Genomic DNA, 23,172 nt, shown 5'->3' on the forward strand with positions numbered 1-23,172 from the left:
AGGCAAAATCCTTATTTTGGCAGAACCAACATTTCAATTCCGATAATTCAAATTCCTGTGAAAAGCATTTTATTAATCGAAGACGACGCCATTCTCAGCCGTAACATCAGCGATGCACTGCTGGAAGAACACATGCAGGTCGAATTTGCCTATGACGGGATTATTGCAGAAAAGCTGCTGCGGAAAAAGAAATTCGACTGCGTGATCCTGGACGTGAATCTTCCCGGGAAAAACGGGTATGAAGTCTGCACCGGGTTCCGGAGTTTCAACAAACACACCCCGGTCATTATGCTCACCGCATTCGACGAATTGGAAGACAAGGTTCACGGCTACGATTCCGGGGCCGATGATTACCTCACCAAACCGTTCTACATGCGGGAACTTCTACTCCGTATTCAATCACTGATCAAGCGCAGTGAGAGTATCGGAAGAGGTTCGGAAGAAAATACGTCACTGGTCGCAGACGATATTGTGATCAACCGTGCAACAAAAAAAGTAAGCCGGCAGGGAACAGAAATTGCACTGACTCCACGCGAATTCCAAATTTTGGTAAAGCTGGTTGAATGCAAGGGAGAACTGGTTTCCAAACAAGACCTGGTGAAAGAAATCTGGGGGAATATTGTCGATGCCAACACCAATACCATTGAAGTATACATCAATTTTTTGAGAGGGAAAGTCGATAAACCTTTTGGCAAACAAAGCATCAAAACAAAAATCGGTTACGGTTACTATTTTGACTCCGAATGAGTATTCGCAAAAAAATATTGCTTTATTTTTCGCTCATTATCCCGGCGATTACCGCTGTGGCTTTCATTGCCGTGTACCTGATTTTTTCGGAACAGCGCGAAGAAAGTTTCCAGATGCGCCAGAAAGAAAAAATTTCGTCCACCCTGGAGTTCTTGTCGGACATCAAAGAAACCGATGAAGATATCATCCACGCGATGGATCAGATCAACATCAACAAGTTGTACAACGAAAAACTGTTGATCTTCAACAAAAATAAGCACCTGATCTACTCCAACATCGTAGACATCCCGGTTCCGGTGTCAAAAAACATCCTCATTCACCTGAATCCCAAAAACAAGTGGATCGAAACCAAAGACGGACTCTACGACGTGGTAGGAATCTACATCCAGCGAAAAGGAAAAGTCTACTACGGAATCAGCAAGGCATACGACGATTTCGGCTACTCGAAACTCCGCTTTTTGAAATACGTACTGCTGCTGACCTTTGTCGGAATCACGATCATCATTGTATTGGTCTGCTTCTACATTTCGCGTAAAATCACCACACCGCTGGAAGAAATCACCGCCCGGATCGGGACATATGACTTTGATGCCAAACCCGCACCGATTCCTTTTGTAGATACACACGATGAAATTGCAGTGCTTGCAAACGTTTTCAACGAATTGATGCTCAAGATGAATGACGCCTTTGCGTTTCAAAAACACGCCATCCACCACATTTCACACGAGTTAAAAACCCCGATTGCCATCCTGGTTTCAAATTTTGAACGCATCGAAAAGGAAACCGATCCGGAGGAAATCAAACGCTTAATCCAAAACCAGAAAGAAGATACCCGCAGTTTGAGTGAAATCATCAATTCGCTGCTGGAAATTGCCAAAACGGAAACATCGCGCGATTCCTTTACCGAGCGCTTCCGCATCGATGAACTGATCTTTGATATTTCGGACAGTTTAAAAAACGTTGCTCCCGATTTTGTATTTTCAGTAGACTACGAAGAACCGGTTGATGAAAACCACCTGGAGATCACGGGGAATTCCCGTCTGATCAAAGCCGCGCTCTCCAATTTGATGGAAAACTGCATTCACTACAGCTCCGATGGTCAGGCAGCAATACGAATCAACTGCGGGGAACAACTCGAAATCAGTTTCGAAAACAAAGGCAAAGTATTGACCAAACAGGAAGTCAATTACCTCTTCAAACATTTCTTCCGCGGAAAGAACAGTACCGGAAAAAAAGGTTTTGGATTAGGACTGGTCTTCGTCAATAAAATCATTACGATGCACGGAGGATCAATCGATTACGAGACCGTTTCCAGGAACACCAACCGCTTCCGCATCACCCTTCCTTAAGGTAATTTTTACCCATTTTAAGTTGTTTTTAAGGTGCTAAAAAGTTAATTTGTACTTTAAATCCAAACACATGCAAAAAGTAGGATCATCACTATTCCTGATACTTCTGGTCTCAGCCAGACTGTTTGCACAAGATACACTGCACCTCAGTTTGCGGAAAGCTGACAGTATTTTTTTAGCAAAGAACTATTACCTCCTGGCGGCTTCCATGAACATCGAAGCGGAGCGGGCACAGATTCTTCAGGCGAAAGTTTATCCGAATCCCATTTTCACGGCAGATTTGAATGCCTATGATCCGGACAACAACAAGGCATTCCATGTCGGGAATACCGGTCAAAAGTCCTTTCAACTGGAACAGCTGATCATCCTGGGAGGAAAAAGACGTGCTGAAATCGAAATTGCGAAAACCAACTCCGGAATTGCCGAGTTAGAATTTCAGCAATTGGTACGCGAACTCAAATTTCGCCTTCACAGTGACTTGTACACGATCGGACAGCAGGATTTCTTGTTGAAAAAGTATGCAAAGCAGCTGAATCTGCTCGATACCCTGCTGAAATCTTACCAGGTGCAGGCAGATAAAGGAAACATCGCGCTGAAAGAAGTGGTGCGTTTGAGAGGGGCATACATCCAGCTGAACAACGACCGCGCGGAATTATTCAAAGAGTACATTCAAACGCAGACCGATTTGCAGATTCTGCTTCAGATGAGCAGCTTCATTTTGCCTGATTCAACAGATGCAAACCTGAACCGCTACCTCACTCCTTCCTCTGTAAGCGATCTGCAAAACGCAGCGCAGCAAAACTTGCCGGAATTGCTCTTAATGAAACAAAATAAAGTGCTGGCAGAACAGTACCTGAGCTATCAGAAACGGGTCGCAGTGCCGGATATCAACCTGTTTGCATCATACGACCAACGAGGTGGTGCTTTCAACAACCAGGTCAATGCCGGAATAGCAATTCCACTGCCGCTTTGGGATCGGAACCGCGGAAATATCAAAACATCGCAATACCGACTGCAGGAAGCGCAATACAACCTCCAGGCTAAAGAAAACGAAATTGTGAGCCGGATCAATAACAGTTACGCCTACTATGTTCAAACGGTTTCGGAATACAACAAATCACGCCAGTTGTATAACGACGATTTCGAAAAAACGGTCGAAGGAATGAGCATCAACTTTCAAAAACGAAACGTGTCGATCATTGAGTTCATTGACTTCTTCGAATCATACAACGACGTACTGGCAGAATTGGTACGGATCAAAACACAATTGGTCATCTCCGCCGAGCAAATCAATCTATTAACCGGAAAAGATATTTATTAAGATGAAAACAATGCGATATAAAACGGGTATTCAGGCCGGACTGGCACTTTGCGTCATGATTTTGAGCGCATGTGGCGGCAAAGAACAGGAAGAAAACATCGAGACATTCTCTATGAGCGATGCCATGCTCAAAAAATGTGAGTTCTACACAGCAGAGAACCAGGATGTAAAAAACAGCATCCGCCTCTTCGGGAAAATCGAAGCAGACAACAATAAAATGGCTCAAATCTACCCGATTCTCAGCGGGGTTGTGACCTCCATCCATGTTGGATTGGGAGATTACGTGAAGCAGGGACAAATCATGGCGAGCATCCAGAGTGTGGAGATCGCAGGGTTTCAAAAAGACCGCCTGGATGCGATCAACGGCGTAGCGACCGCAGAGAAAAACCTGCAGGTTGCCAAAGACTTGTTTAGTGGAAAACTCAACTCTGAAAGAGATGTGACCATTGCGGCAAAAGAACTGGAAATGGCGAAAGCCGAACTGAAGCGCATTAACGAAATCTATTCGATCTACAACCTGAAATCGGGTTCGGTATACAACATTGTAGCTCCGATGAGCGGTTTCGTGATCACCAAAACGCTTTTCCAGAATGAGCAATTGCGTTCAACAGATGCAGAAGCCTTGTTCACGATTGCTGAAACCAAGGAAATCTGGGCGGTTGCAAACGTAAATGAAATCGACATCAGCAAAATCAAGGAAGGATACGACGTAACGGTTCAAACCCTTGCATTCCCGGATCGTCCGTACTACGCCAAAATCCAGAAAATTTACAACGTAATCGACGCACAAACGAAATCCATGAAAATCCGGATTTCTATTCCGAACGAAGATTTCAAACTGAAGCCGGAAATGAACTGTACGGTAGACGTACACTACTCCGAAAACCAGCAGATGGTTACCGTTCCTTCTTCTTCTATCATTTTCGATAAAAGCAAATACTGGATCATGGTCTTCAAAAACCGCCACGATATCGAAACACGCGAAGTGGAAGTGTACCGACAGCTGGGAGACATTTCCTACATCAAAAACGGATTGAAACCAGGAGAGAAAATCATTTCAAAAAACGGTCTGCTGATTTATGACGCATTAAACGATTAAAACGGGAAACATGAACAATTTCATTAAAAGTATTCTTTCATTTTCCCTCAAAAACAGGTTTTTCACGTTTTTTTGGGTCGGATTGCTCGTCATTGCAGGAGTAATCAGCTACATCCGGATTCCAATCGAGGCCTTCCCGGATGTTACCAACACACAGATTATCATCGTTTCCGAATGGAACGGACGAAGCGCGGAAGAGGTGGAACGTTTTGTGACCACTCCGATCGAAATTGCCATGAACAGTGTGCAGAAGAAAACCAATGTGCGCAGTGTGACCATGTTCGGACTCTCCGTTATCAAAGTCATTTTTGAAGACGACGTAGACGATTTCTTCGCCCGGCAACAGGTCAATAACCTGCTCAAAAACGTCCAGCTCCCAGACGGTGTGGATGCCGATGTACAGCCACCTTACGGCCCCACAGGAGAAATATTCCGCTACATTCTCACCAGTAAAGACCGGGATTCACGCGATTTGTTAACCATTCAAAACTGGACTATTGACCGCGAATTGCGCAGTGTGGCCGGAGTTGCAGATGTTGTGGCATTCGGTGGACAGGAAAAAATATACGAAATCTCCGTTGACCCGGTGAAACTGCAGCAATACGACCTCACGCCCCTGGAGTTGTATGACGCGGTGAGTCGTTCGAACCTGAACGTCGGTGGAGACGTCATCGAGAAAAACGGACAGGCATATGTAGTTCGTGGAATCGGGCTTTTGGACAACAAAACCGATATCGAAAACACAATTGTCGACATCTTCAACGGCAACCCGCTCCTGGTGAAAAACGTGGCTACGGTCCAAGAATCCAGCGCTCCGCGTGTAGGACAGGTTGGTCTTGGAAAAAGTGACGACGTCGTAGAAGGAATCGTCGTGATGCGAAAAGGTGAAAACCCGAGTGAGGTGTTGGCTCGTGTCAAAGAGAAAATCGAAGAACTGAACACCTCTACCCTTCCTGCGGATGTCAAAATGGAAACATTCTATGACCGCGACAACCTGATGACCTACTGTACCGAAACGGTCATGCACAACCTGGTGGAAGGAATCGTATTGGTAACGGTAGTCGTGTTCCTCTTCATGGCGGACTGGCGCACAACGGTCGTTGTAGCAGTCGTTATTCCATTGTCTCTGTTATTTGCGTTCTTCATGCTCAAATTGAAAGGGATGAGCGCCAACCTGATTTCATTGGGTGCAATCGACTTCGGGATCATCATCGATGGAGCCGTCGTCATGGTCGAGGGAATTTTCGTCGCACTCGACCACAAAGCGCATCAAATCGGGATGGAACGCTTCAACAAACTGGCGAAACTGGGATTGATCCGGAACACGGGAATCCAAATGGGAAAAGCCATTTTCTTCTCCAAACTGATTATTATCTCTGCATTGCTCCCGATTTTCTCCTTCGAAAAAGTAGAAGGAAAAATGTTCTCCCCCCTTGCCTGGACACTTGGATTTGCCTTGTTGGGAGCATTGATCTTTACCCTGACGCTCGTTCCGGTTATGAGCTCCATCCTGCTCCGCAAAAATGTGCGTGAGAAAGACAATTTTGTAACACGCTTTGTGAGCCGCATCATCGGAAACGGTTTCCGGTGGACCTTCAAACGCAAAAAACTGACTTTGCTGATCGCGATTTCCTGTTTTGCAGTAACGATGGTTTCGACCCGCTGGCTGGGAACAGAATTCCTTCCGCCGCTGAATGAAGGAGCCTTGTGGGTTACTGCCGAATTACCGATGAGTACCTCGTTGACCGAAAGTGTGAAACTAACGAATGAACTGCGGGACAAACTGAAAAAGTTCCCTGAAGTGAAAGCCGTATTGTCTCAAACCGGACGAAGCAACGACGGAACCGATCCGAACGGGTTCTACTTCGTTCAGTTCCAGGTAGACCTTTACCCGAAAGAAGAATGGAAGCGCAAAATCACGCTTGACGGAATTGTGGATGAAATGGACAAAAGCCTGAGCAAATACCAGGGAATTACGTTCAACTATTCCCAGCCGATTATCGATAACGTGGCAGAAGCCGCAGCGGGAATCAAAGCTTCCAATGCGATTAAGATTTACGGAGACGATCTCGACAAACTGGATGAATATGCAAACCAGGTGATCGCACAGATCAAAGACGTTCCGGGAATCAAAGACGTAGGTATTCTGCGGAACGTAGGTCAGCCCGAAATGAGCGTGGTCCTGGACGAAGAAAAAATGGCCATCTACGGTGTCACCAAATCAGAAGCCCAGGCGGTAATTGAAATGGCAATCGGAGGAAAAACAGCCACGCAGAAATACGAAGGCGAAAAGAAATTCGATATCCGCATCCGCTACGACAAGGACTTCCGAAAAAACGAAGAAGACATCCTGATGCTGATGATTCCGACAATTACAGGAAACCGCATTCCGTTGAAAGAAGTCGCAATCGTTCGGCAAATTACAGGTCCGGCATTCATTTACCGCGACAATACCAAGCGTTTCATCGGGGTGAAATTCTCTGTCCGTGAGCGCGATTTGGGAAGTACCATCGCCGAAGCACAACACAATGTCAATGCGCATATTAAACTTCCTGCAGGATATAAATTAGGTTGGACAGGAGAATTTGAAAATCAGGTACGTGCCAGTAAGCGTTTATCACAGGTAGTACCAATTAGTTTGGTTATGATTTTCATTCTCCTGTTTATTATGTTCAACAACGCAAAAGATGCCGCGTATGTATTGATCAACGTTCCGTTTGCACTCATCGGGGGAATCCTGGCGTTGCACATTACCGGGATGAACTTCGGAATCTCAGCCGGGGTAGGTTTCATTGCGCTCTTCGGAATTTGTGTCCAGAACGGGGTAATCCTGATCTCTGAATTTCACAAGCAGGCCAAGTCGACCGATAATCTGACCGAGGCCATTATCAATGCCGTGAAAGTCAGAACACGTCCGGTGATGATGACCGCACTGATGGCTGCTATCGGGTTGCTTCCTGCCGCATTGAGCAGCGGAATCGGTTCCGAAAGTCAGAAACCACTGGCCATCGTGATCATCGGAGGATTGGTTACAGCAACCATCTTCACGCTACTGGTCTTCCCGATTATTTATCACAAAGCGTTGCACCTGAGAGAAACGAAAAAACTTGCCCCGAAAACAAAATAAGCCGGGTAAGAATCACTAAATGACGTAAGTGTGGTAGCTTACTAACCCAAAAGGTCTGATCGATTGAATTGATCAGACCTTTTTCTTTTGCTGCAGGCATCGACTCCGTTCAGCCTGCAATAAAACCTTCAAATAGCAGACTGAGCGGAGTCGATACCACTATTTGAAGAGATTCACGTGCCCAATCACTTCAATTCGTTTATCCTTGTTGCGATGTTTGATCACAATTTTGTAGGTATACTGCCCTTCCTTACATAGTTCTCCCATGTAGGTTCCATCCCATCCCACAGCCAAATCATGTGATTCAAAGAGGATTTCGCCCCAGCGGTTAAAGATCAGCATCGTATAGGATTGTTTATCGAAACTATCGTTGAAGATTGGCAAAAAGACATTGTTATACGCATCACCATCCGGAGTAAATGTGTTCGGGATGAAATAAAACAACTCATCCAGGATTTCAATCGTCGTCCACGCCGAGTCGATACACGGGCCGGAAGATGCATACAGCATCACCTGGTACGAACCCGGAGTCTCCGGGAATGTATGTGACGGATTCATCAGAGAAGAAGTCGTTCCGTCACCAAAACTCCAGGCATAAGTAGTTGCAGACGATGACGTATTGGTGAACACAATATGTGGATCCACAATACTCGTTTGCGTAGGATTTGCACTGAACGATGCATCCGGCTGCGGATAAATGGAAATCATTCCCGTATTTACAGCAGAATTGGTACAACCGTTTGCGTCGGTAATCGTCAGTCCCACATCGAATACTCCGGCGGCATTATACAATTGTGTAACCGGCCCGCATCCGTTTTGTGTTCCGAATCCCTGGAAATTCCAAACGCAATTCACCGAATTGGCATTGTTATTCGTGAAAATGATCGATTGCGGGTTACATCCCGCCGTGATATCACTGGAGAAAGACACAACCGGTAATGCGAAAATGGTTACTGTTACGGCATCTGTGCTCGTGCATCCTGCGGCATTACTTACCGTTACGGTATAAGTCGTTGTTCCCGGAACCGCCGTACTGACGGTCGGATTTGCAATTGTTGCGTCACTCAATCCGCCCGCCGGAGACCAGGAATACGCGTTCCCTGAAATTGGAGGCAGTCCGATCTGGTTTCCGCCTGATACTCCCTGGCACAACGACACATCAGTTCCTGCATTTGCAACAGGTGGCGGCGTAATGGTAATCGTAAACGTCATATCCGATCCCACACAGCCGTTCATCGTTGGAGTAACCGTAATCGTTCCACTGTCCGGACTTGTTCCGGTGTTCAATCCTGTAAAAGAAGCAATGGATCCCGTGCCACTTGCCGCCAGTCCGATTGATGGATTGCTGTTCGTCCAGGCAAATGAAGCCCCGGTTGGTGTTGAAGTAAAGGCAGGAACAAGCACATTATCCCCGGTACAAACATTGATCGAAGAAACCGCATCAGCAGCAGGAACAGCAGAAACGGTCACCGTTGCCGTTCCGGAAACAGTCGTGCTGCATCCGCCCGGCGGGTTAATCTGTACGCTCACCAATGAATAAGCCGTTGTGCTTGCCGGTGAAACAGCAAGCGTCGCATTTCCGGCAGCATCCAATAAAATAGTCTGATTGGTTCCTCCGGCCTGATAAGTCACCGTTGCGTTCGGTGTTCCGGTAAACGAAAGCGAGGTACTCGTTCCCGGACAAATCGTTGCCGTTCCGGAAATACTTGCAGTCGGGTTTGCCACTACGGTAATTGCCTGCGTTTGCGTACAAGATCCCGAGTTCATATAAGTAATCGTGGTTGTTCCGGGTGCTACTGCCGTAACAGTTCCGGTAGAAGAAACGGTCGCAACAGCAGTATTGGAAGATGCCCAAGGTGTAGATGCATGCGCTGTCCCCGATCCGGTTAAAGTGGTCGTTGCTCCTACACACAAACTGGTAACAGAAGCAGTAATCGTCGGTGTTGGGTTCACCACCAGTGTAGTTGTCGAAGTACACGGAACACCACCAACGGTTGCCGTAACAGTGTAGGTATACGAACCCGCCGTTGCCGGAACCGGAACGGATGTCGGGTTTTGAACGTTGGAAGAAAAGCCGTTGGGCCCTACCCAATTGAAGGTTGCTCCCGCCACATTGGTAGCCGTGAGGTTAAAAGTTGGCGTTCCTTCGCACACGTCCCCGCTGTTCCCGGCTGTAACCGTACATCCGCCGCAAGGCGTGACCGTGATCGTGGCGGTAGCAGCCGTCGAAGACGGACAAAGGGAGTTTCCTCCGGAAGAATTCACCGTGTAAGTATACGTTCCCGGAGTGGACGGAGGGGTCGCTGTGACTGTTGCTCCGGTCGTTCCGCTGAGATTTGGTGAAGCATTCCAGGTATAAGTCCCGTTTCCTCCGGTTGCTGTTAAAGTCACGGATTGCCCCGCACAGACTGACGTTGTAACAGGCGTCACATCTACCGGAATCGAAACCCCCGTATTGGCCGCAAAAGTGTAACTACACACGTCCCCGGCAAATCCGTCAATCATAATGTAATAGGTGTTTCCCGGAGTCAACCCGGAAGCTGAAACCGTTTGTGCGCTTGACGAAGGTGCCAATTGATTGCAATAGTATGACGTCACGTTCCCGGAGCAACTGCTGGCGGAGAAAATCATGATCTGAATTCCGTCGCCGTACGTCGAATTATACACCCAAACATTAAACGAAATCGTTGAAGATGATGCAACAAAAGTCAAATATGAATCATTTTCAACCGATCCGCAGAATTGTGCCAATAATCCGGTTCCCGGGCAGGAACTCAATCCCAGGAATCCACATCCGAATAGTGATCCCGTAGAACCCCAGGCATCCGGTGTGTAACTCGAGGACGTATTCCCGCAATATCCGTTCAATTCACAAATCGGAGTAGCTGTGGCACAGGTATTCCCGGCCGGCGGATTGGAGCCACAAGGTGGTTGTGTGTATCCCGATAAACTGATCAGAATGAACACAAAGAAATAGATCAGCTTTTTCATTGCGCACCCTTTATTCGTTCTTCGACATACAATAAGATCCGTTTGTTCTGATCGGAAGGCTGAGTCCTGTTCCGATAGATATACGATTCCCGTACTTTCTTCAGATCAAATACCGAAAGCTGGTCAATTTGCCTGTAAAGTAGTTGGAGTGAGTCCGGAGACAATGTATCAGACATCCCAATCCGATACACAGGTGTGCGATGCACAGCTGCTGCATGTGCGTAAGTAGTAGCCGCACCGATAGCCGAAGCTATTGACGCTAGTAGTAGTAATCTCATAGTGTAATGAATTATTTTACAAATTCTATTAGTCTAACGAATTTAAAACAAAGAAGTTGCTATTTTCAAAGAAAATAATAGATTTAACTGAATAACGACGGGATGTTTAATAAAAAACAAAGGCTCCTGCATTGATCTATCAATTATAAAACCATTCAATGGAAAACACTGAAAACCAAAAAGCTGTAGCGCTTTTCAATAAACTGGCAGAGGTATATCAGCAAAAGTTCTTTTCAGTGGATGCCTACAAGGCTTACCTGGATGAATTTCTTGCCCATATACGACCTGGCGCAACGGTTTTGGATGCAGCCTGCGGCCCGGGAAATATCAGCCATTACTTATTAAATTCAGGAAAAGAACTGCAACTGACCGGAATTGACCTGGCTCCGAATATGGTCAGCCTCGCCAGTAAGAATAATCCCAGCGGGCGGTTCTTCGTTCACGATGCCTTGAAATCAGATACTCTGAATCAATCGTTTGATGCGTTGGTTGCCGGTTTCCTCTTTCCTTATTTCTCCTGGGATCAGGTACGTTTGTTTTTGCGAAAAGCACACCAGATTTTGAACCCGGACGGTTTTCTGTATCTCAGCACCATGGAAGATTCCTATGAAAAATCCCGCATGCGGACTTCCAGCTCCGGCGAGCAGCTGATGATGTATTTTTATGAAAGTCTTTTCCTCGAAAACACGCTTGAGGAACTTGGCTTTGAAATTCTTGCTGTTCACCGTCAACCCTATGTACTCTCGGAAACAGAATCCGACACTGATCTGATTATTCTTGCACGGAAGATTTCGTAAGCCACTTTGAGGTTAATTCACCCGCTAGTGATTCATTAAAACCCGGCGTCCTTTGCACCTTCGCGTTTAAACTAAAACACTCTTTAAATGAAACGCAAAGATGCTAAGACCGTAAAGGAAATTCGCGCGAAACGAATTATTCAGCGGAACGCACCAATACCGGGCTTTCAGACAATTCTACTTCATTACGGATCACATCGTCGAGGGTTTCCCGTTTGCGGATCAGCATCGGCTTGCCATCACGGATATATACTTCCGCCGGTCTTAAACGGGAATTGTACTGATTGCTCATGCTGAAACCATAGGCTCCTGCATTGTAAATCCCCAATACATCGCCGACTTTTGCTTCGGCAATCGGGCGGTCGTAGCCAAAGGTATCTGTTTCACAGATGTATCCCACTACAGAATAGAGTTTCTGCTGTCCGTTCGGGTTGGAAATATTCTCAATCCGGTGATAGGCATTGTAGAACATCGGGCGGATCAGGTGATTTTGTCCACTGTTTACTCCGAGGAAAACGGTCGAAGTAGTTTGTTTCACCACATTGACGGAAACCAATAGTACACCGCTTTCACTCACCAGGAATTTTCCGGGTTCAAACCACAATTCCAGTTCCCGGCCGTATTCTTTACAGAAGGCCTGGAATGACTCCCCGATCTTCTTCCCGATTTCTTCAATCGGCGTCACAAAATCGCCTTCTTTGTATGCTACTTTGAAACCGGAACCGAAATCCATGAATTCCAGTTCGGGAAAATAACTTGCCGCCTGGTACAACAGTTCAGCTCCCTGCAGGAACACATCCGCATCCACGATGTCACTTCCCGTATGCATGTGCAAGCCAATAATGTGCAATTTGTAATGTTCCACGATGCGCTGGATGTGGCGCAGCTGGTGGATTGAAATTCCGAACTTGGAGTCGATGTGTCCGACCGAAATATTGGCATGTCCGCCCGCAAGGATATGCGGATTGATGCGGATACACACCGGGACATCCGAGCCAAAAACAGAACCGAAAAGCTCCAGCACGCTCAGGTTGTCGATGTTTATCATCACTCCGAGGGAAACCGCTTCTTCAATCTCTGAAAAAGCAACTCCGTTGGGTGTATACATGATCTCTTCCGGGTGGAATCCTGCTCGTAATCCAAGCTGTACTTCTTCGATGGAGACCGCGTCCAAACCTGCTCCCTCCTTTTTGAGCGTTTTCAGGACATTGATGTTACTCAATGCTTTCATCGCGTAGTGAAGCTTCACTTCCTGCGGACCAAAAGCATTTTTCAAACGGTTATACTGAGAAATGATTTTATTCTCGTCATAAACATAAACCGGTGTGCCAAACTGTTGGGCAACTGATTCTAACAATGTCGTATTCATTTTATTTCTATTTTCGAAATACAAAATTAGAGATAAATATTTATTTAACAATGTTTTTGTTTTAACACAAAATGTTAAAAATAAAACAATTCTTTTTTTAAACGAAAAAGCCACTTCATTGTATACCCTTAAAATCGTTTTTATGAAAAAACAAGTTGCTAACCTACTTTTTCTGCTGTTGCCCATAGCAGGTTTTTCTCAAAACATCCACGAACAGGTATTGAAAACGGACGTCAAACGAGTAAAACTCTTCCTGACAGCCGGCGAAATGACGCACGAAACTCCTGTAAAACTCGTCAAAGGACGAAACAAGGTGATCTTTTCCGGGATTTCTGCTTTTGCCGATCCCCGAACCATTCAATTCACCGGTTCAGGTAATTTCCGGCTCGTTTCGGTTTCTACCGAGATGGACTTCCTGGCAGCTGAACAGTGGAATCCGCGGATCAAGATTCTTTCGGACTCCCTGGAACAATTGAAAGACCGTTTTCAGCTGAACACAGATTTAATGAATGCCTACCAGGCTGAGATCGGGATTCTGAACACCAACAAGGATTTGAAAGGAAACAACTCGATTACGATCGAACAGATCAAAGCGGCGGGGGAATACTACCGCACCCGCACGTTTGAAATCAATAAGGCTGTTACGAAAATTAAGAAAGAACAGGACATTCTTTCTTCGAGAATTAACGACACCCGTTTCCAACTAACGGAACTGAATTACGTTGAAAATCAGCGGAGCAACCAGGTGATTGTACTGATTGACACGGACAGTCCGACTGAAATTGCGGGAGTCCTGAAATACCTCGTTTCGGATTGCGGCTGGGCAGCGACTTACGATTTGTCTGCAACAGATCTCAATCAGCCGATTAACCTGAAATACAAAGCGCAGGTTTACAACAACACAGGAAACGAATGGAAAAATGTCAACCTGACGTTGAGTACTTCTGACCCGATGCTGAGCGCCGCTTCTCCCGTTTTGAACCCGTTTTACCTCCGATATGGTGAACAAGCTGAACTAAACAAGAAAGGATATTACCAGCCGATTCAGCAAAATATCAATTACCGAAGCGAGGTGGTCAATGAAATCAACATGGCAAATCAACGGGCCTATGACAACTATGTCCTGGACCAAAAGGTCAATGCCGATTTCGAATCCGCCGGAGGGAAATTTGAAAAATCGGGTAAAAAAGTCAATACGGTAGCTATGAAACAAATCGAAATCTCGGATCTGAATGCCGAATTCGCGATTGCGCACCCGTTCTCCTGCCCTTCCGATTCCAAACCGTATATCGTGGAAATCCGCGAAATCAATATGCCCGCAACCTTTACGCATGTTTCTGTTCCGAAACTGGATCAGGGTTCATTCCTACTCGCAAACATCGTCGGGTGGCAGGATCTGGATTTGATTCCGGGGCCAACGAATGTGTATTTTGCCGGAAATTATGTCGGAGTAAGCGAAATCAATACGAACAATGTGGACGATACCCTGCACCTGTCTTTTGGGCGTGATTCCAAAATCCAGGTATTGCGGAAACTGAAATCGGAAATGAGTACGAAGAAAGTATACGGAAGCACGAAAAAGGATACATATTTCTATGAAATTCAATTGCGCAACAACCGCTCTGTTCCGGTAAAAATCGATGTATTCGACCAAATTCCGTTATCACGCACCAGTGAAATCACCGTAAGTGTGGAAACAATCGGAACAGGGAAAAAGAATGATGTAACGGGAGAAGTTTCCTACCAGGTGGTAATCCAACCGGGAGAAACTGTGAAACTAGAATTGGGCTATTCGGTGAAATATCCGAAAGATGCCAAGGTTGTTACCCGCTCCTTTAAAACGATTAGCAGTCCAAGTTTTTAAGCCCACAAAACGTTCAACATAAACCATTGATCAGGCATCTGTCTAAAGACAGGTGCCTTTTTTTTCACCGTTTACTCAACAAAAGTTACTGAAAGCTAAAATTTTAGTAAAATTTCCATTAATAAATTTGCAAAATGCTACAACGTTTTAGCATATTTGCGCAAACTTAGACTATGAAGAAATCTATCTTGCTGCTCGCTTTCAGCACAATGGCAGTTATTTCCGCTCTTGCGTGTACCGGTGGAACTGCATCCGGAATCCTGACCCCAACTGCTTCCTACCAAACCATATCGACCCAGAACGGGAGGTATTATACCGTTAACGTGGTTCAATGCAACCAATATGAATTTACGTTTTGTGCCGGTGGAGCTTCCTCGGGAATCGATACGCAGTTGACACTCCTGGATGCTTCCGGAGCGACACAAATTGTTTATTCGGATGATGTTTGTTCAACGAACGCATCCATCCTCTGGACGGCAAACTTTACGGGAACAGTGCGCATTCTTATTTCCAAGTACAATTGCGTTCATGATTTGGCATCCACTGTGACAATGGCATATAAAATGGTCGCTAATACCGGAAACTACTGCCTGAACGGAAATGCGAGTTATCAAACAATCGGCGGGCAAAGCTGTATCCAATTAACTCCTGCAACCAATAATCAAACCGGTTGTGCCTGGAATAATACCGTCATTGATTTCAACCAGACGTTCAATCTTTCTTTGAATTATTATTTCGGAAACAACATCAATGGTGCAGATGGAACGACTTTTACTTTCCAGCCAAATCCCAGTGCCTGCGGAACCGCAGGAGGACAATTGGGTGCAGGAAACATTCCCAATTCGCTGGTCGTGGAATTTGACACCTACGACAACGACAATCCGGCGCACGTATTTGACATTGCAGCAGATCACATTGCCATTGAAACAGATGGAAATCTACTGGGACCTGCCGCGCCCTATTGTGGTCCAACTCCCGCTTTTGCCAATTCAGCCAACCTGGATGACGGGGTCGTTCACAACATCATGATTTCCTGGGATCCTGCTACTCATAACCTCAAAATATATATGGACGGAAACCTGCGCCTGACCTGCAACGGTGATTTTATAAATACGGTATTTGGTGGAGATAACACGGTTTACTGGGGGGCTACCGCCGCAACCGGTGGATTAAACAACCAGCAATACTTCTGCCCTTCCACGGTAGTGCTCCCGGTAGAACTCAGCATTTTTAAAACCAGCTGCGACGGAGAAAACAATCACCTGTTCTGGAGATCGGAAACCGAAACACGCTTAGATCATTATGAATTGGAGTATACTTTTGACGGTCAACTGTTCTTTCCTCTCAAGTGGGTTCAGGCGAGCGGTAATTCGGAAACTCCCCTTGAATACCATTTCATTGATCAGCATTCCTGGGATAAACAGGTATACTATCGCATTACTTCTGTTGACCAGGACGGTAAACGTGATGACAGTGATTTGATTTCCGCTTTTCGTTGCTCCGTTGACTCCGGAAAACTCATCACTGGAGTCTATACGGACAAGACTACTGTTTCCATTCATTTTTCAGATAATCTCGTACAATACCAGCTTTTTGACCTAAACGGAAAACCGGTTACCGAAGTTTTAAACAATAATGAATCAGCAGAAAATCAATTAATTACAAATCTGTCACAAGGGGTATATCTTCTGAAAGCGTGGAACAAACAAGGTACTGTTTTCGAAACACACCGGGTATTAATCCATTCTTAATATTTCATTCATACGGTTATTTCTAAGCATTCATAGTAATTAATTTAACGCTTGCCGAATAATTCGTACGAACTAGTAAATTAATTTGGAAGTGGTTACAACCTTGAATATATTTGTTTAAGAAGAAATTCTAACACATCTATTACCGATACGAAGTCGTGGAGTTTGTCTACGGCTTTTTTTGTCTTTAACCTTTTCCGTATGATGGCTTAATATAGAATCAAACCACATAGGTCACATAGCACAAATAGATTTACAAATTAAAATACATCGTATTCATCTGCGGAAACCGATACAATCTGCGTGAAACAAGGCGCAAGGACACAAAGGATTATTGCTTAAAACTACATACGAAAAAGTATAACCTGATAAAGTTGTTATATCATGATCTGGAATACAATAACAATTTATTTGTGTTCTTCTGCGATCTCGTTCGACTGAGCTCACGCCGAAGTCTGCGGGAAAATAAAAGAATCAATTCGTCTTAATGCGATCCGCGTTCGATAAACGAACATTCCATCATCAGGTGCTTGCGGTTTTCTGTAGATTCTTTCAGGCGGTCCATCAAACGTTCTACCGTTTCTTTTCCGATATCTCCAACAGGCTGGCGCAAAGCGGTTACCGGAGGAGCAAAATAAGAGAAGGCTTCCGAATCATCGAATGAGATAATACGCACCTTACCCGGAATATCTACTTTGAGCAGGTTCAGTGCATTGATTGCATGAAGTGCCACTTTGTTATTCAGGGCAACGAGTGAATCCACTCCGCTGTCAACCAATTGTTTCACCAATTCCACGCTTTCTTCTGCATTCTCTGTCAAACCGGCCAATTGATATGGAATTCCATTCTTTTCACATGCAGACTTAGTTCCGTCAATGCGCAATTGAATGGTCATCACATCGGAGCGTTTCGGGTGCAGGATTCCGACTTTCTTCGGCAATTGGGAAAAGCGCTTGATCAGCATGGATGCTTCCAGGTAATTGTCCACTCCCACAAAATCGGCAAATTCATCCCCGATTCGGTCTACCCAAACTACCGGGATCGGTGTTTCGTCCAAAACAGGTTTCAGAGCTGGAATTCCGTTGCATGGAGCAATGATTAAGGCGTCTACAGAACGAAGAATCAAATCGCGAATCAGTTTCAGCTCCATCGTTACATCGTCATTCGTTGACACAATGAACAAGCTATAGCCTTTTTCATAGAGCGATTCCTGGATAGCTTTACTCAATTCGGAATAGAACGGATTGGAGATATCTGCCAAAACCAAACCGATGGTCTGTGTTTTACCTTCCCGTAACCCTTTCGCAAAATAATTCGGAACGTAGTTCAGTTCCTTTGCTTTTTCAAGAATCAACTTTTGAGTCGTTTCACTGATATTGAATTGTTTTCCTTTTCCATTCAATACAAATGATACGGTAGATTTTGAAACATTTAAACTTTCGGCAATATCCGCAAGTGATGTTCTTTTTGATTTCATTCTTAAAACGTTAGTTTCTCTGGTCTTTCCCCCACGACATTTTGTTTCGGATCGTATCCAGGAAATTCGTGTCCTCTAATTTAATCACATTAATCATATATTCTGCCTTTCTGATCAAAACTTCTTCATTCTGGCGAATACTTTTGGCGTTTCCATCCAACGAGATCAGATAATTGCGTTCTCTTCCTTCCACACTGAGTTTAATCGGCATGTTATCAGGCACAACCACCGGTCTGACCGTCAGGTTATGCGGAGCAATCGGCGTGATGATATGTACCTGGCAACCCGGTGTTACGATCGGCCCGCCACAACTCAGGTTGTAAGCCGTGGAACCTGTCGGCGTCGAGACGATCAAACCGTCTGCCCAATACGAATTGAGGTATTTGTCGTCCAGATAGGTATTGACGGTGATCATGGATGAAGTATCTTTTTTCAGTAAGGTTACTTCATTCATCGCCACATTGTCGGCCCCATACAGACCACGTTCTGTCTCAACTCTGAGCAGGGAGCGTTTCTGGTAGTCGTATCGTTTCTGACGCACCAATTCCAGTGCATCTTCAAACAATTCGTCGCTGATATTTGCCAGGAATCCAAGTCTTCCGGTATTGATTCCCAAAATAGGAACCCCGGAATTGCGGATGTAGGAAACCGTTTTCAGGAAGGTTCCGTCGCCACCGATACTGAATGCCAGGTCGATTCCGTGATGGAAATCTTCGTGGCGCGTAAAAATATCTGCCTCAGTACAAATGCAGCCTTTTTTGACCAACTGTTGTTTCAGCTCTTTTTCCAGTACCAGTTCCCAGCCGAAGCGTTCGATGGTTTCCGCAAATCGCTTGAAGAGCGGAATGTTTGCCTTGGTAATCTTTTTGGAGTAGACTGCGACCCGCATATCAGATATTTAGATAGTTCATGAGTGCATCGTACCTGAATTGCATATCGTCCTGATCCGTAGAACGCTGGAAGCTTGCTTTTACGACCATATCGTAGCGCTCGAAGGAACGCATAATACGCGATAAATCCACTTCTGAAATTTTCAGGGTCACCTCCAGCTTCGTGGTATCGGAAGATGACATGATGAATGAAGAAAGGATTTTTGCGTTTTCACTTTCCACAATCTGTGCAATCTGAGCCAGCGAGTAGTCCACGCTGTTCATTTCCAATACGACAATTCCTCCTACTTCCTTGATGCTTGTTGTATTTGCAATCAATGTCATCAACTGGTGCACACTGGTACATCCCAGGTAATTTTCATTGATATCGAGTACCGGCAAAACTGAAATGCGGTGCTCCGCCATTTTTGCCAGTACTTCGTAAATATGTGCGTGCTCAAACACGTAAGGACGTGGAAGATGATCGAAAAGAACATCCAGAGTCTGCTCCAGATCTTTCTTATCCAGAATATCGCTTTCGGAGATTAATCCTACAAAATTTCCGTTTTTTAAAACCGGCAGATGGGAGACTTTGAATTCTTCCATCCAAATCAATGCTTTCTCCCCTGAATCTGTATGCATTAACGGGGGAATCTCGTCTGTAATTACTTCTTTTGCTGTCATGATAATATGCGCCAAAGTAGTAAAAACCTAGCTAATAAGCGAAAACTTTGTGAAAATTTAATCTATCGAAACAACCAGTCTTGTACCTCCGTTCAGCTCCATATTCCATGCAGTTTCGATTTCTGAAAGCGGTACCACGTGTGTCTGCAATTGGAGTTTCCCGTTTCGGGCCAGGTTGAACACTTCCGGAAGTACGGTTGTGAAGAAATCAGCCAGGTCTTCTTTTGAAAGGCTTCCCAACCCGGATCCCAGGATTTCGATCGCCGAACTGCGCAGACTTCCGGAATGAAGTGCAATGCTTTCTCCCGCCATGCTGCCGACCGTTACGATCTTTACCCGGGAAGTAAAGGTGTTGACACCGCCTCCTTGTAATGCCGCGATAATCAATTCGACCGGTTTCCCCCACAGGTAATCGATAACACAATGAATCGGTGTTTCGCGGTGAATGCGTTTGATCTGTTCTTTGATTTCTTCATCGGAATTGGAAAGTAGCAGGATTTCATCGGCTCCAAGTGCTTTCAATTCATTCAAAACGGCTTCATTCCGACCTGTTGCGATCACTTTGGATGCTCCGTCGTGTTTTGCCAGCTGCACTGCCAGTTGCCCGGTCACTCCCGTTGCTCCGTTTATCAGCACCACATCTCCGGGTTTTGTCTGAGCACGGTAACGCAGCGCCATTGCCGCTCCGATCACTGCATTTGGTAACGCCGCAGCCTGAACAAGATCCAACCCTTCAGGCAAACGCACAAATTGTCCTTTTCTCACCAGGGCTTTCTCTGCCAGCATTCCGGAAATTCCCTGCGCATAAACCAGCGTTCCGTCTTCCAGCTCACCTACTCCGTCAATCCCCACGACTGCAGGAAGTTCAGTATAACTGGCATAATGCTTTCCGCTTGCGCGCAGTTTGTCGAGATTTTTAACCGCTGACGCTTTTACGTGAATGATTAATTGATCTCCGGAAGGTGACGGATCCGGATGCTCCGAATAAACGGGAACTGTTCCCAATTGTTGAATCACTGCTGCTTTCATGTTGTTTTTTCTGCAAAGTTCCCACTCAAACAGCACTTCTCTCTTAACAATTGTAAAGTAAAAGAAAAATCTCCCGCTGATCGCGCAAATTTCACAGGACGGATAGCTATGATTTTAGCAGGATGAGAGCGCCGGTGATGATTCAATCTTTTATGAACTAGTCATTTGGCGGTTTTGGCAGCATGTTCGCGATATTAGGTACAGCCCTTTCCCCATCAGGAATTCAAACTCTTTTTATTCCTTCTTTTTCGCCACCTTATTCCGGATGCGGCTCAGGGAAACCGGTGTAATCCCGATATACGTTGCCAGGTACTGTTGCGGGACACGCTTCAATAATTCGGGGTTATTCTGAAGCAAATGCAGATAGCGTTCTTCCGGTTTATCGCGTAAAAAAGACAACACGTGTTTCGAATAATACAAAAACCGGTCGAGAATGTACTGCTGAAACCAATCCCGGAACTCCGAATCGCCCCGCATCAGTTCGTCGAACGTCATCTTATCCAGCACATACAAATCGCAGGCTTCAATCGTTTCCAGGCAGAATTCGCTGGGTTGTCCGCTCAGGAAGCTTTCCAGTGAAGCCACCAGTTTTCCTTCAAAAAAGAACTGGCTGGTGATTTCCGCCCCGTCTTTACTGAGCCAGATGCGCAACGCTCCTTCCCGGATGATGTACACTTTTCGTGCAACCGATCCTTCCTTCACCAATTGCGTTTTCGCCGGAACAGTCATGGTTTCCAGTCCGAACAAGGCTGCCCATTCAATTGCATTCATCTGATTCATTCTTACGATTCTATCCGGTTACCATATTTTTTGCGCAGGTGTTTGGTCTTCAGATCTTCTTCTTTCCAGCGGATGTACTGCCCGAATGTTCCCCGCAGACGCTGCCATTTGGACAAGCGATCTACAATGGAAACAAACCCCTGCCGGATTGCCGGAGCAGGATCAATTTTCGGTTCGGTGAGATCTTGCTTCAGAAGCGTATCGCTGATAATCGGGAGCAAGCCAACAGGAAGATCGAATTTCCGGATAAATGACCGCATACCGTTTGATTGGAAACGATCTGTTGCCAGCGCAATTTTCTGGAACCCCTGCTGTTTCGCCAGGCGATAACCGTAGTACACGTTTTCTGTGCTGTGCTCTGCCCGGGGTTCCACAAAAATATGTTCTTTGGGAATACCCAATGCTTCGCCGTAAAGCGCCATGATTTTTGCTTCTTCGTATTTGGTATACACTGCCGATCCGGAATAAATGATGTTTTTGGTAATCCCTCTTTTATACAGATAATTTGCCCACTGCACCCGCATTTTCATGGTTTCGCTCCAATGCGTCCCGTCAAAAGGAACTCCCGGAACAATAACCGCATCATAAGGCGCTTTTTTCAGCGACTTGCGGTTTGTTTTCTCCGGCGAAGGAGCAAAAACAAAACAACCACTTATCAAAGCAGTTAGGATACCAAAAAGAGCAAAACGCACCACTTTCATAGGTCAATGATACGATTTTACAGGTAAACAAAACCGAAAGAAACGTTAAATAGTTTCATAAACTTTAACATGTTCATCAGGTAAATCCTCCCTATATTCGTGACTCAAATGAAAAAAAGGAGATTGTTATGACCAGGTTAAGTGTGAACATTAACAAGATTGCTACTATTCGAAATGCACGCGGAGGAAATATTCCAAGTGTGGTAGAGGCAGCTATCAACTGTGAGCGTTTCGGCGCTGCAGGGATTACGGTTCACCCCAGACCGGACGAACGACATATCACAGGGAAGGATGTGGTAGACTTATCGAAAGTAGTCACAACGGAATTCAATATTGAAGGTTACCCGGACGAGCGTTTCATGCAGATGATTGAGGCTATCCGACCGGCACAAGCTACCCTGGTTCCCGATCCTCCTCACGTTCTGACGAGCAATGCAGGATGGAATACGGAGGAACATCAGGCCGTACTTCAGGACATTATCCGCCGGATTAAATCCTGGGGAGTGAGAACGTCTATTTTCGTAGATACGAATTTGAACAATATCGAACACGCAGTTGGAACCGGAACCGACCGCATCGAATTATATACCGGTCCTTATGCCGAGTTGTTTTCAGAAAACAAAGAAAAGGCGATCGAACCATTTATTTTGGCAGCAAAACGCGCTTCAGAACTTGGGCTCGAAGTCAATGCCGGACACGACCTGAACCAGGAAAACCTGCGTTACTTCAAGGAAAACATTCCGCAATTGGCAGAGGTTTCCATTGGTCATGCACTGATTTCGGATGCGCTGTATATTGGCTTGGAAAATGCAGTTCAGCGTTACAATTATTTGCTGAGAGATTAAGCATTTATTGATTCAGAGAATACTTACCGAGGTAAATGGTGGATAAGTGTACACTTATCCCTGAAAAGGTAACTCAAGGGTTTTCAGCCGCTGA

General features: G+C 45.5%; 18 protein-coding genes. 9 read left to right on the forward strand and 9 right to left on the reverse strand.

Features of this window, described 5'->3' with window-relative positions:
- Positions 1 to 57 precede the first annotated feature (57 nt).
- The 5 genes from ABDV94_RS05475 (at position 58) to ABDV94_RS05495 (ending at position 7,643) form a co-directional block, all read left to right on the forward strand.
- Positions 58 to 747 (forward strand): response regulator transcription factor, encoded by a 690-nt coding sequence (locus ABDV94_RS05475; RefSeq protein ID WP_343605471.1) that lies wholly within the window; start codon positions 58 to 60, stop codon positions 745 to 747.
- Complete coding sequence (locus tag ABDV94_RS05480) at positions 744 to 2,096, forward strand: ATP-binding protein (protein WP_343605473.1); 1,353 nt, start codon at positions 744 to 746, stop codon at positions 2,094 to 2,096. The genes ABDV94_RS05475 and ABDV94_RS05480 overlap by 4 nt, the downstream gene beginning before the upstream one ends.
- A 70-nt stretch (positions 2,097 to 2,166) precedes the next feature.
- Positions 2,167 to 3,417: a TolC family protein gene (locus ABDV94_RS05485; protein ID WP_343605475.1), complete on the forward strand. Its 1,251-nt coding sequence runs from the start codon at positions 2,167 to 2,169 to the stop codon at positions 3,415 to 3,417.
- A gap of 1 nt (position 3,418) precedes the next feature.
- Positions 3,419 to 4,516: an efflux RND transporter periplasmic adaptor subunit gene (locus ABDV94_RS05490; RefSeq protein WP_343605477.1), complete on the forward strand. Its 1,098-nt coding sequence runs from the start codon at positions 3,419 to 3,421 to the stop codon at positions 4,514 to 4,516.
- 10 nt (positions 4,517 to 4,526) lie between these two features.
- Entirely contained in the window at positions 4,527 to 7,643 is a 3,117-nt protein-coding gene (locus tag ABDV94_RS05495; protein WP_343605479.1) for a CusA/CzcA family heavy metal efflux RND transporter, read from the forward strand.
- Positions 7,644 to 7,802: 159 nt separating this feature from the next.
- Here the strand turns inward: ABDV94_RS05495 and ABDV94_RS05500 are convergent, their stop codons facing one another.
- Positions 7,803 to 10,634 carry a PKD domain-containing protein gene (locus ABDV94_RS05500; RefSeq protein ID WP_343605480.1) on the reverse strand — a complete coding sequence of 944 codons (2,832 nt, stop codon included), beginning with the start codon at positions 10,632 to 10,634 and terminating at the stop codon, positions 7,803 to 7,805.
- Entirely contained in the window at positions 10,631 to 10,912 is a 282-nt protein-coding gene (locus tag ABDV94_RS05505) for a hypothetical protein (protein WP_343605481.1), read from the reverse strand. Before ABDV94_RS05505 ends, ABDV94_RS05500 begins: the two co-directional genes overlap by 4 nt.
- 158 nt (positions 10,913 to 11,070) lie before the next feature.
- Between ABDV94_RS05505 and ABDV94_RS05510 the strand changes: the two genes are divergently transcribed.
- Positions 11,071 to 11,709, forward strand: coding sequence for a methyltransferase domain-containing protein (locus tag ABDV94_RS05510; RefSeq protein ID WP_343605482.1), 639 nt, complete (start codon positions 11,071 to 11,073; stop codon positions 11,707 to 11,709).
- Positions 11,710 to 11,845: 136 nt separating this feature from the next.
- Here ABDV94_RS05510 and lysA read toward each other — a convergent pair whose 3' ends face one another.
- Complete coding sequence (gene lysA, locus ABDV94_RS05515) at positions 11,846 to 13,078, reverse strand: diaminopimelate decarboxylase (protein WP_343605484.1); 1,233 nt, start codon at positions 13,076 to 13,078, stop codon at positions 11,846 to 11,848.
- A gap of 142 nt (positions 13,079 to 13,220) precedes the next feature.
- On the opposite strand from lysA, the gene ABDV94_RS05520 reads away from it, so the two are divergent.
- Together ABDV94_RS05520 and ABDV94_RS05525 are read left to right on the forward strand one after the other, a co-directional pair.
- The gene (locus ABDV94_RS05520; protein ID WP_343605486.1) at positions 13,221 to 14,942 is read left to right on the forward strand and encodes a DUF4139 domain-containing protein; all 1,722 of its coding nucleotides are present in this window, start codon (positions 13,221 to 13,223) and stop codon (positions 14,940 to 14,942) included.
- Between the two features lie 173 nt (positions 14,943 to 15,115).
- Complete coding sequence (locus ABDV94_RS05525) at positions 15,116 to 16,693, forward strand: T9SS type A sorting domain-containing protein (RefSeq protein ID WP_343605488.1); 1,578 nt, start codon at positions 15,116 to 15,118, stop codon at positions 16,691 to 16,693.
- 484 nt (positions 16,694 to 17,177) lie between these two features.
- Here ABDV94_RS05525 and ABDV94_RS05530 read toward each other — a convergent pair whose 3' ends face one another.
- From ABDV94_RS05530 to ABDV94_RS05555, 6 genes are all read right to left on the reverse strand, one after another.
- Positions 17,178 to 18,170 carry a LacI family DNA-binding transcriptional regulator gene (locus tag ABDV94_RS05530; RefSeq protein ID WP_343605490.1) on the reverse strand — a complete coding sequence of 331 codons (993 nt, stop codon included), beginning with the start codon at positions 18,168 to 18,170 and terminating at the stop codon, positions 17,178 to 17,180.
- A gap of 10 nt (positions 18,171 to 18,180) precedes the next feature.
- Positions 18,181 to 19,059, reverse strand: coding sequence for an NAD kinase (locus tag ABDV94_RS05535; RefSeq protein WP_343605492.1), 879 nt, complete (start codon positions 19,057 to 19,059; stop codon positions 18,181 to 18,183).
- Between the two features lies 1 nt (position 19,060).
- Positions 19,061 to 19,723 carry a CBS domain-containing protein gene (locus ABDV94_RS05540; RefSeq protein ID WP_343605493.1) on the reverse strand — a complete coding sequence of 221 codons (663 nt, stop codon included), beginning with the start codon at positions 19,721 to 19,723 and terminating at the stop codon, positions 19,061 to 19,063.
- Between the two features lie 57 nt (positions 19,724 to 19,780).
- On the reverse strand, positions 19,781 to 20,752 hold the full coding sequence (locus tag ABDV94_RS05545) for a zinc-binding alcohol dehydrogenase family protein (RefSeq protein WP_343605495.1): 972 nt from the start codon (positions 20,750 to 20,752) through the stop codon (positions 19,781 to 19,783).
- Positions 20,753 to 20,986: 234 nt separating this feature from the next.
- On the reverse strand, positions 20,987 to 21,523 hold the full coding sequence (locus ABDV94_RS05550) for a Crp/Fnr family transcriptional regulator (protein ID WP_343605497.1): 537 nt from the start codon (positions 21,521 to 21,523) through the stop codon (positions 20,987 to 20,989).
- An 11-nt stretch (positions 21,524 to 21,534) separates the two neighbouring features.
- Positions 21,535 to 22,233: a YdcF family protein gene (locus tag ABDV94_RS05555; RefSeq protein ID WP_343605499.1), complete on the reverse strand. Its 699-nt coding sequence runs from the start codon at positions 22,231 to 22,233 to the stop codon at positions 21,535 to 21,537.
- Between the two features lie 128 nt (positions 22,234 to 22,361).
- Here ABDV94_RS05555 and ABDV94_RS05560 point away from each other — a divergent pair, with 128 nt between their 5' ends.
- A complete protein-coding gene (locus ABDV94_RS05560) occupies positions 22,362 to 23,078 on the forward strand; it encodes a pyridoxine 5'-phosphate synthase (RefSeq protein ID WP_343605500.1) in 717 nt (238 codons plus the stop codon).
- Positions 23,079 to 23,172 lie beyond the last annotated feature (94 nt).

The organism is Fluviicola sp. (genome assembly GCF_039596355.1).
Lineage (GTDB): Bacteria > Bacteroidota > Bacteroidia > Flavobacteriales_D > Crocinitomicaceae > Fluviicola.

What these genes read in the sequence shown, in the direction of transcription:
- ABDV94_RS05545 (WP_343605495.1), bottom strand. Translation starts at nt 20,752, where the DNA reads ATGAAAGCAGCAGTGATTCAACAATTGGGAACAGTTCCCGTTTATTCG.
- ABDV94_RS05520 (WP_343605486.1), top strand. Translation starts at nt 13,221, where the DNA reads ATGAAAAAACAAGTTGCTAACCTACTTTTTCTGCTGTTGCCCATAGCA.
- ABDV94_RS05480 (WP_343605473.1), top strand. Translation starts at nt 744, where the DNA reads ATGAGTATTCGCAAAAAAATATTGCTTTATTTTTCGCTCATTATCCCG.
- ABDV94_RS05535 (WP_343605492.1), bottom strand. Translation starts at nt 19,059, where the DNA reads ATGCGGGTCGCAGTCTACTCCAAAAAGATTACCAAGGCAAACATTCCG.
- ABDV94_RS05510 (WP_343605482.1), top strand. Translation starts at nt 11,071, where the DNA reads ATGGAAAACACTGAAAACCAAAAAGCTGTAGCGCTTTTCAATAAACTG.
- ABDV94_RS05540 (WP_343605493.1), bottom strand. Translation starts at nt 19,723, where the DNA reads ATGACAGCAAAAGAAGTAATTACAGACGAGATTCCCCCGTTAATGCAT.
- ABDV94_RS05550 (WP_343605497.1), bottom strand. Translation starts at nt 21,523, where the DNA reads ATGAATGCAATTGAATGGGCAGCCTTGTTCGGACTGGAAACCATGACT.
- ABDV94_RS05560 (WP_343605500.1), top strand. Translation starts at nt 22,362, where the DNA reads ATGACCAGGTTAAGTGTGAACATTAACAAGATTGCTACTATTCGAAAT.
- ABDV94_RS05530 (WP_343605490.1), bottom strand. Translation starts at nt 18,170, where the DNA reads ATGAAATCAAAAAGAACATCACTTGCGGATATTGCCGAAAGTTTAAAT.
- ABDV94_RS05485 (WP_343605475.1), top strand. Translation starts at nt 2,167, where the DNA reads ATGCAAAAAGTAGGATCATCACTATTCCTGATACTTCTGGTCTCAGCC.
- ABDV94_RS05495 (WP_343605479.1), top strand. Translation starts at nt 4,527, where the DNA reads ATGAACAATTTCATTAAAAGTATTCTTTCATTTTCCCTCAAAAACAGG.
- ABDV94_RS05490 (WP_343605477.1), top strand. Translation starts at nt 3,419, where the DNA reads ATGAAAACAATGCGATATAAAACGGGTATTCAGGCCGGACTGGCACTT.
- ABDV94_RS05500 (WP_343605480.1), bottom strand. Translation starts at nt 10,634, where the DNA reads ATGAAAAAGCTGATCTATTTCTTTGTGTTCATTCTGATCAGTTTATCG.
- ABDV94_RS05555 (WP_343605499.1), bottom strand. Translation starts at nt 22,233, where the DNA reads ATGAAAGTGGTGCGTTTTGCTCTTTTTGGTATCCTAACTGCTTTGATA.
- ABDV94_RS05525 (WP_343605488.1), top strand. Translation starts at nt 15,116, where the DNA reads ATGAAGAAATCTATCTTGCTGCTCGCTTTCAGCACAATGGCAGTTATT.
- lysA (WP_343605484.1), bottom strand. Translation starts at nt 13,078, where the DNA reads ATGAATACGACATTGTTAGAATCAGTTGCCCAACAGTTTGGCACACCG.
- ABDV94_RS05505 (WP_343605481.1), bottom strand. Translation starts at nt 10,912, where the DNA reads ATGAGATTACTACTACTAGCGTCAATAGCTTCGGCTATCGGTGCGGCT.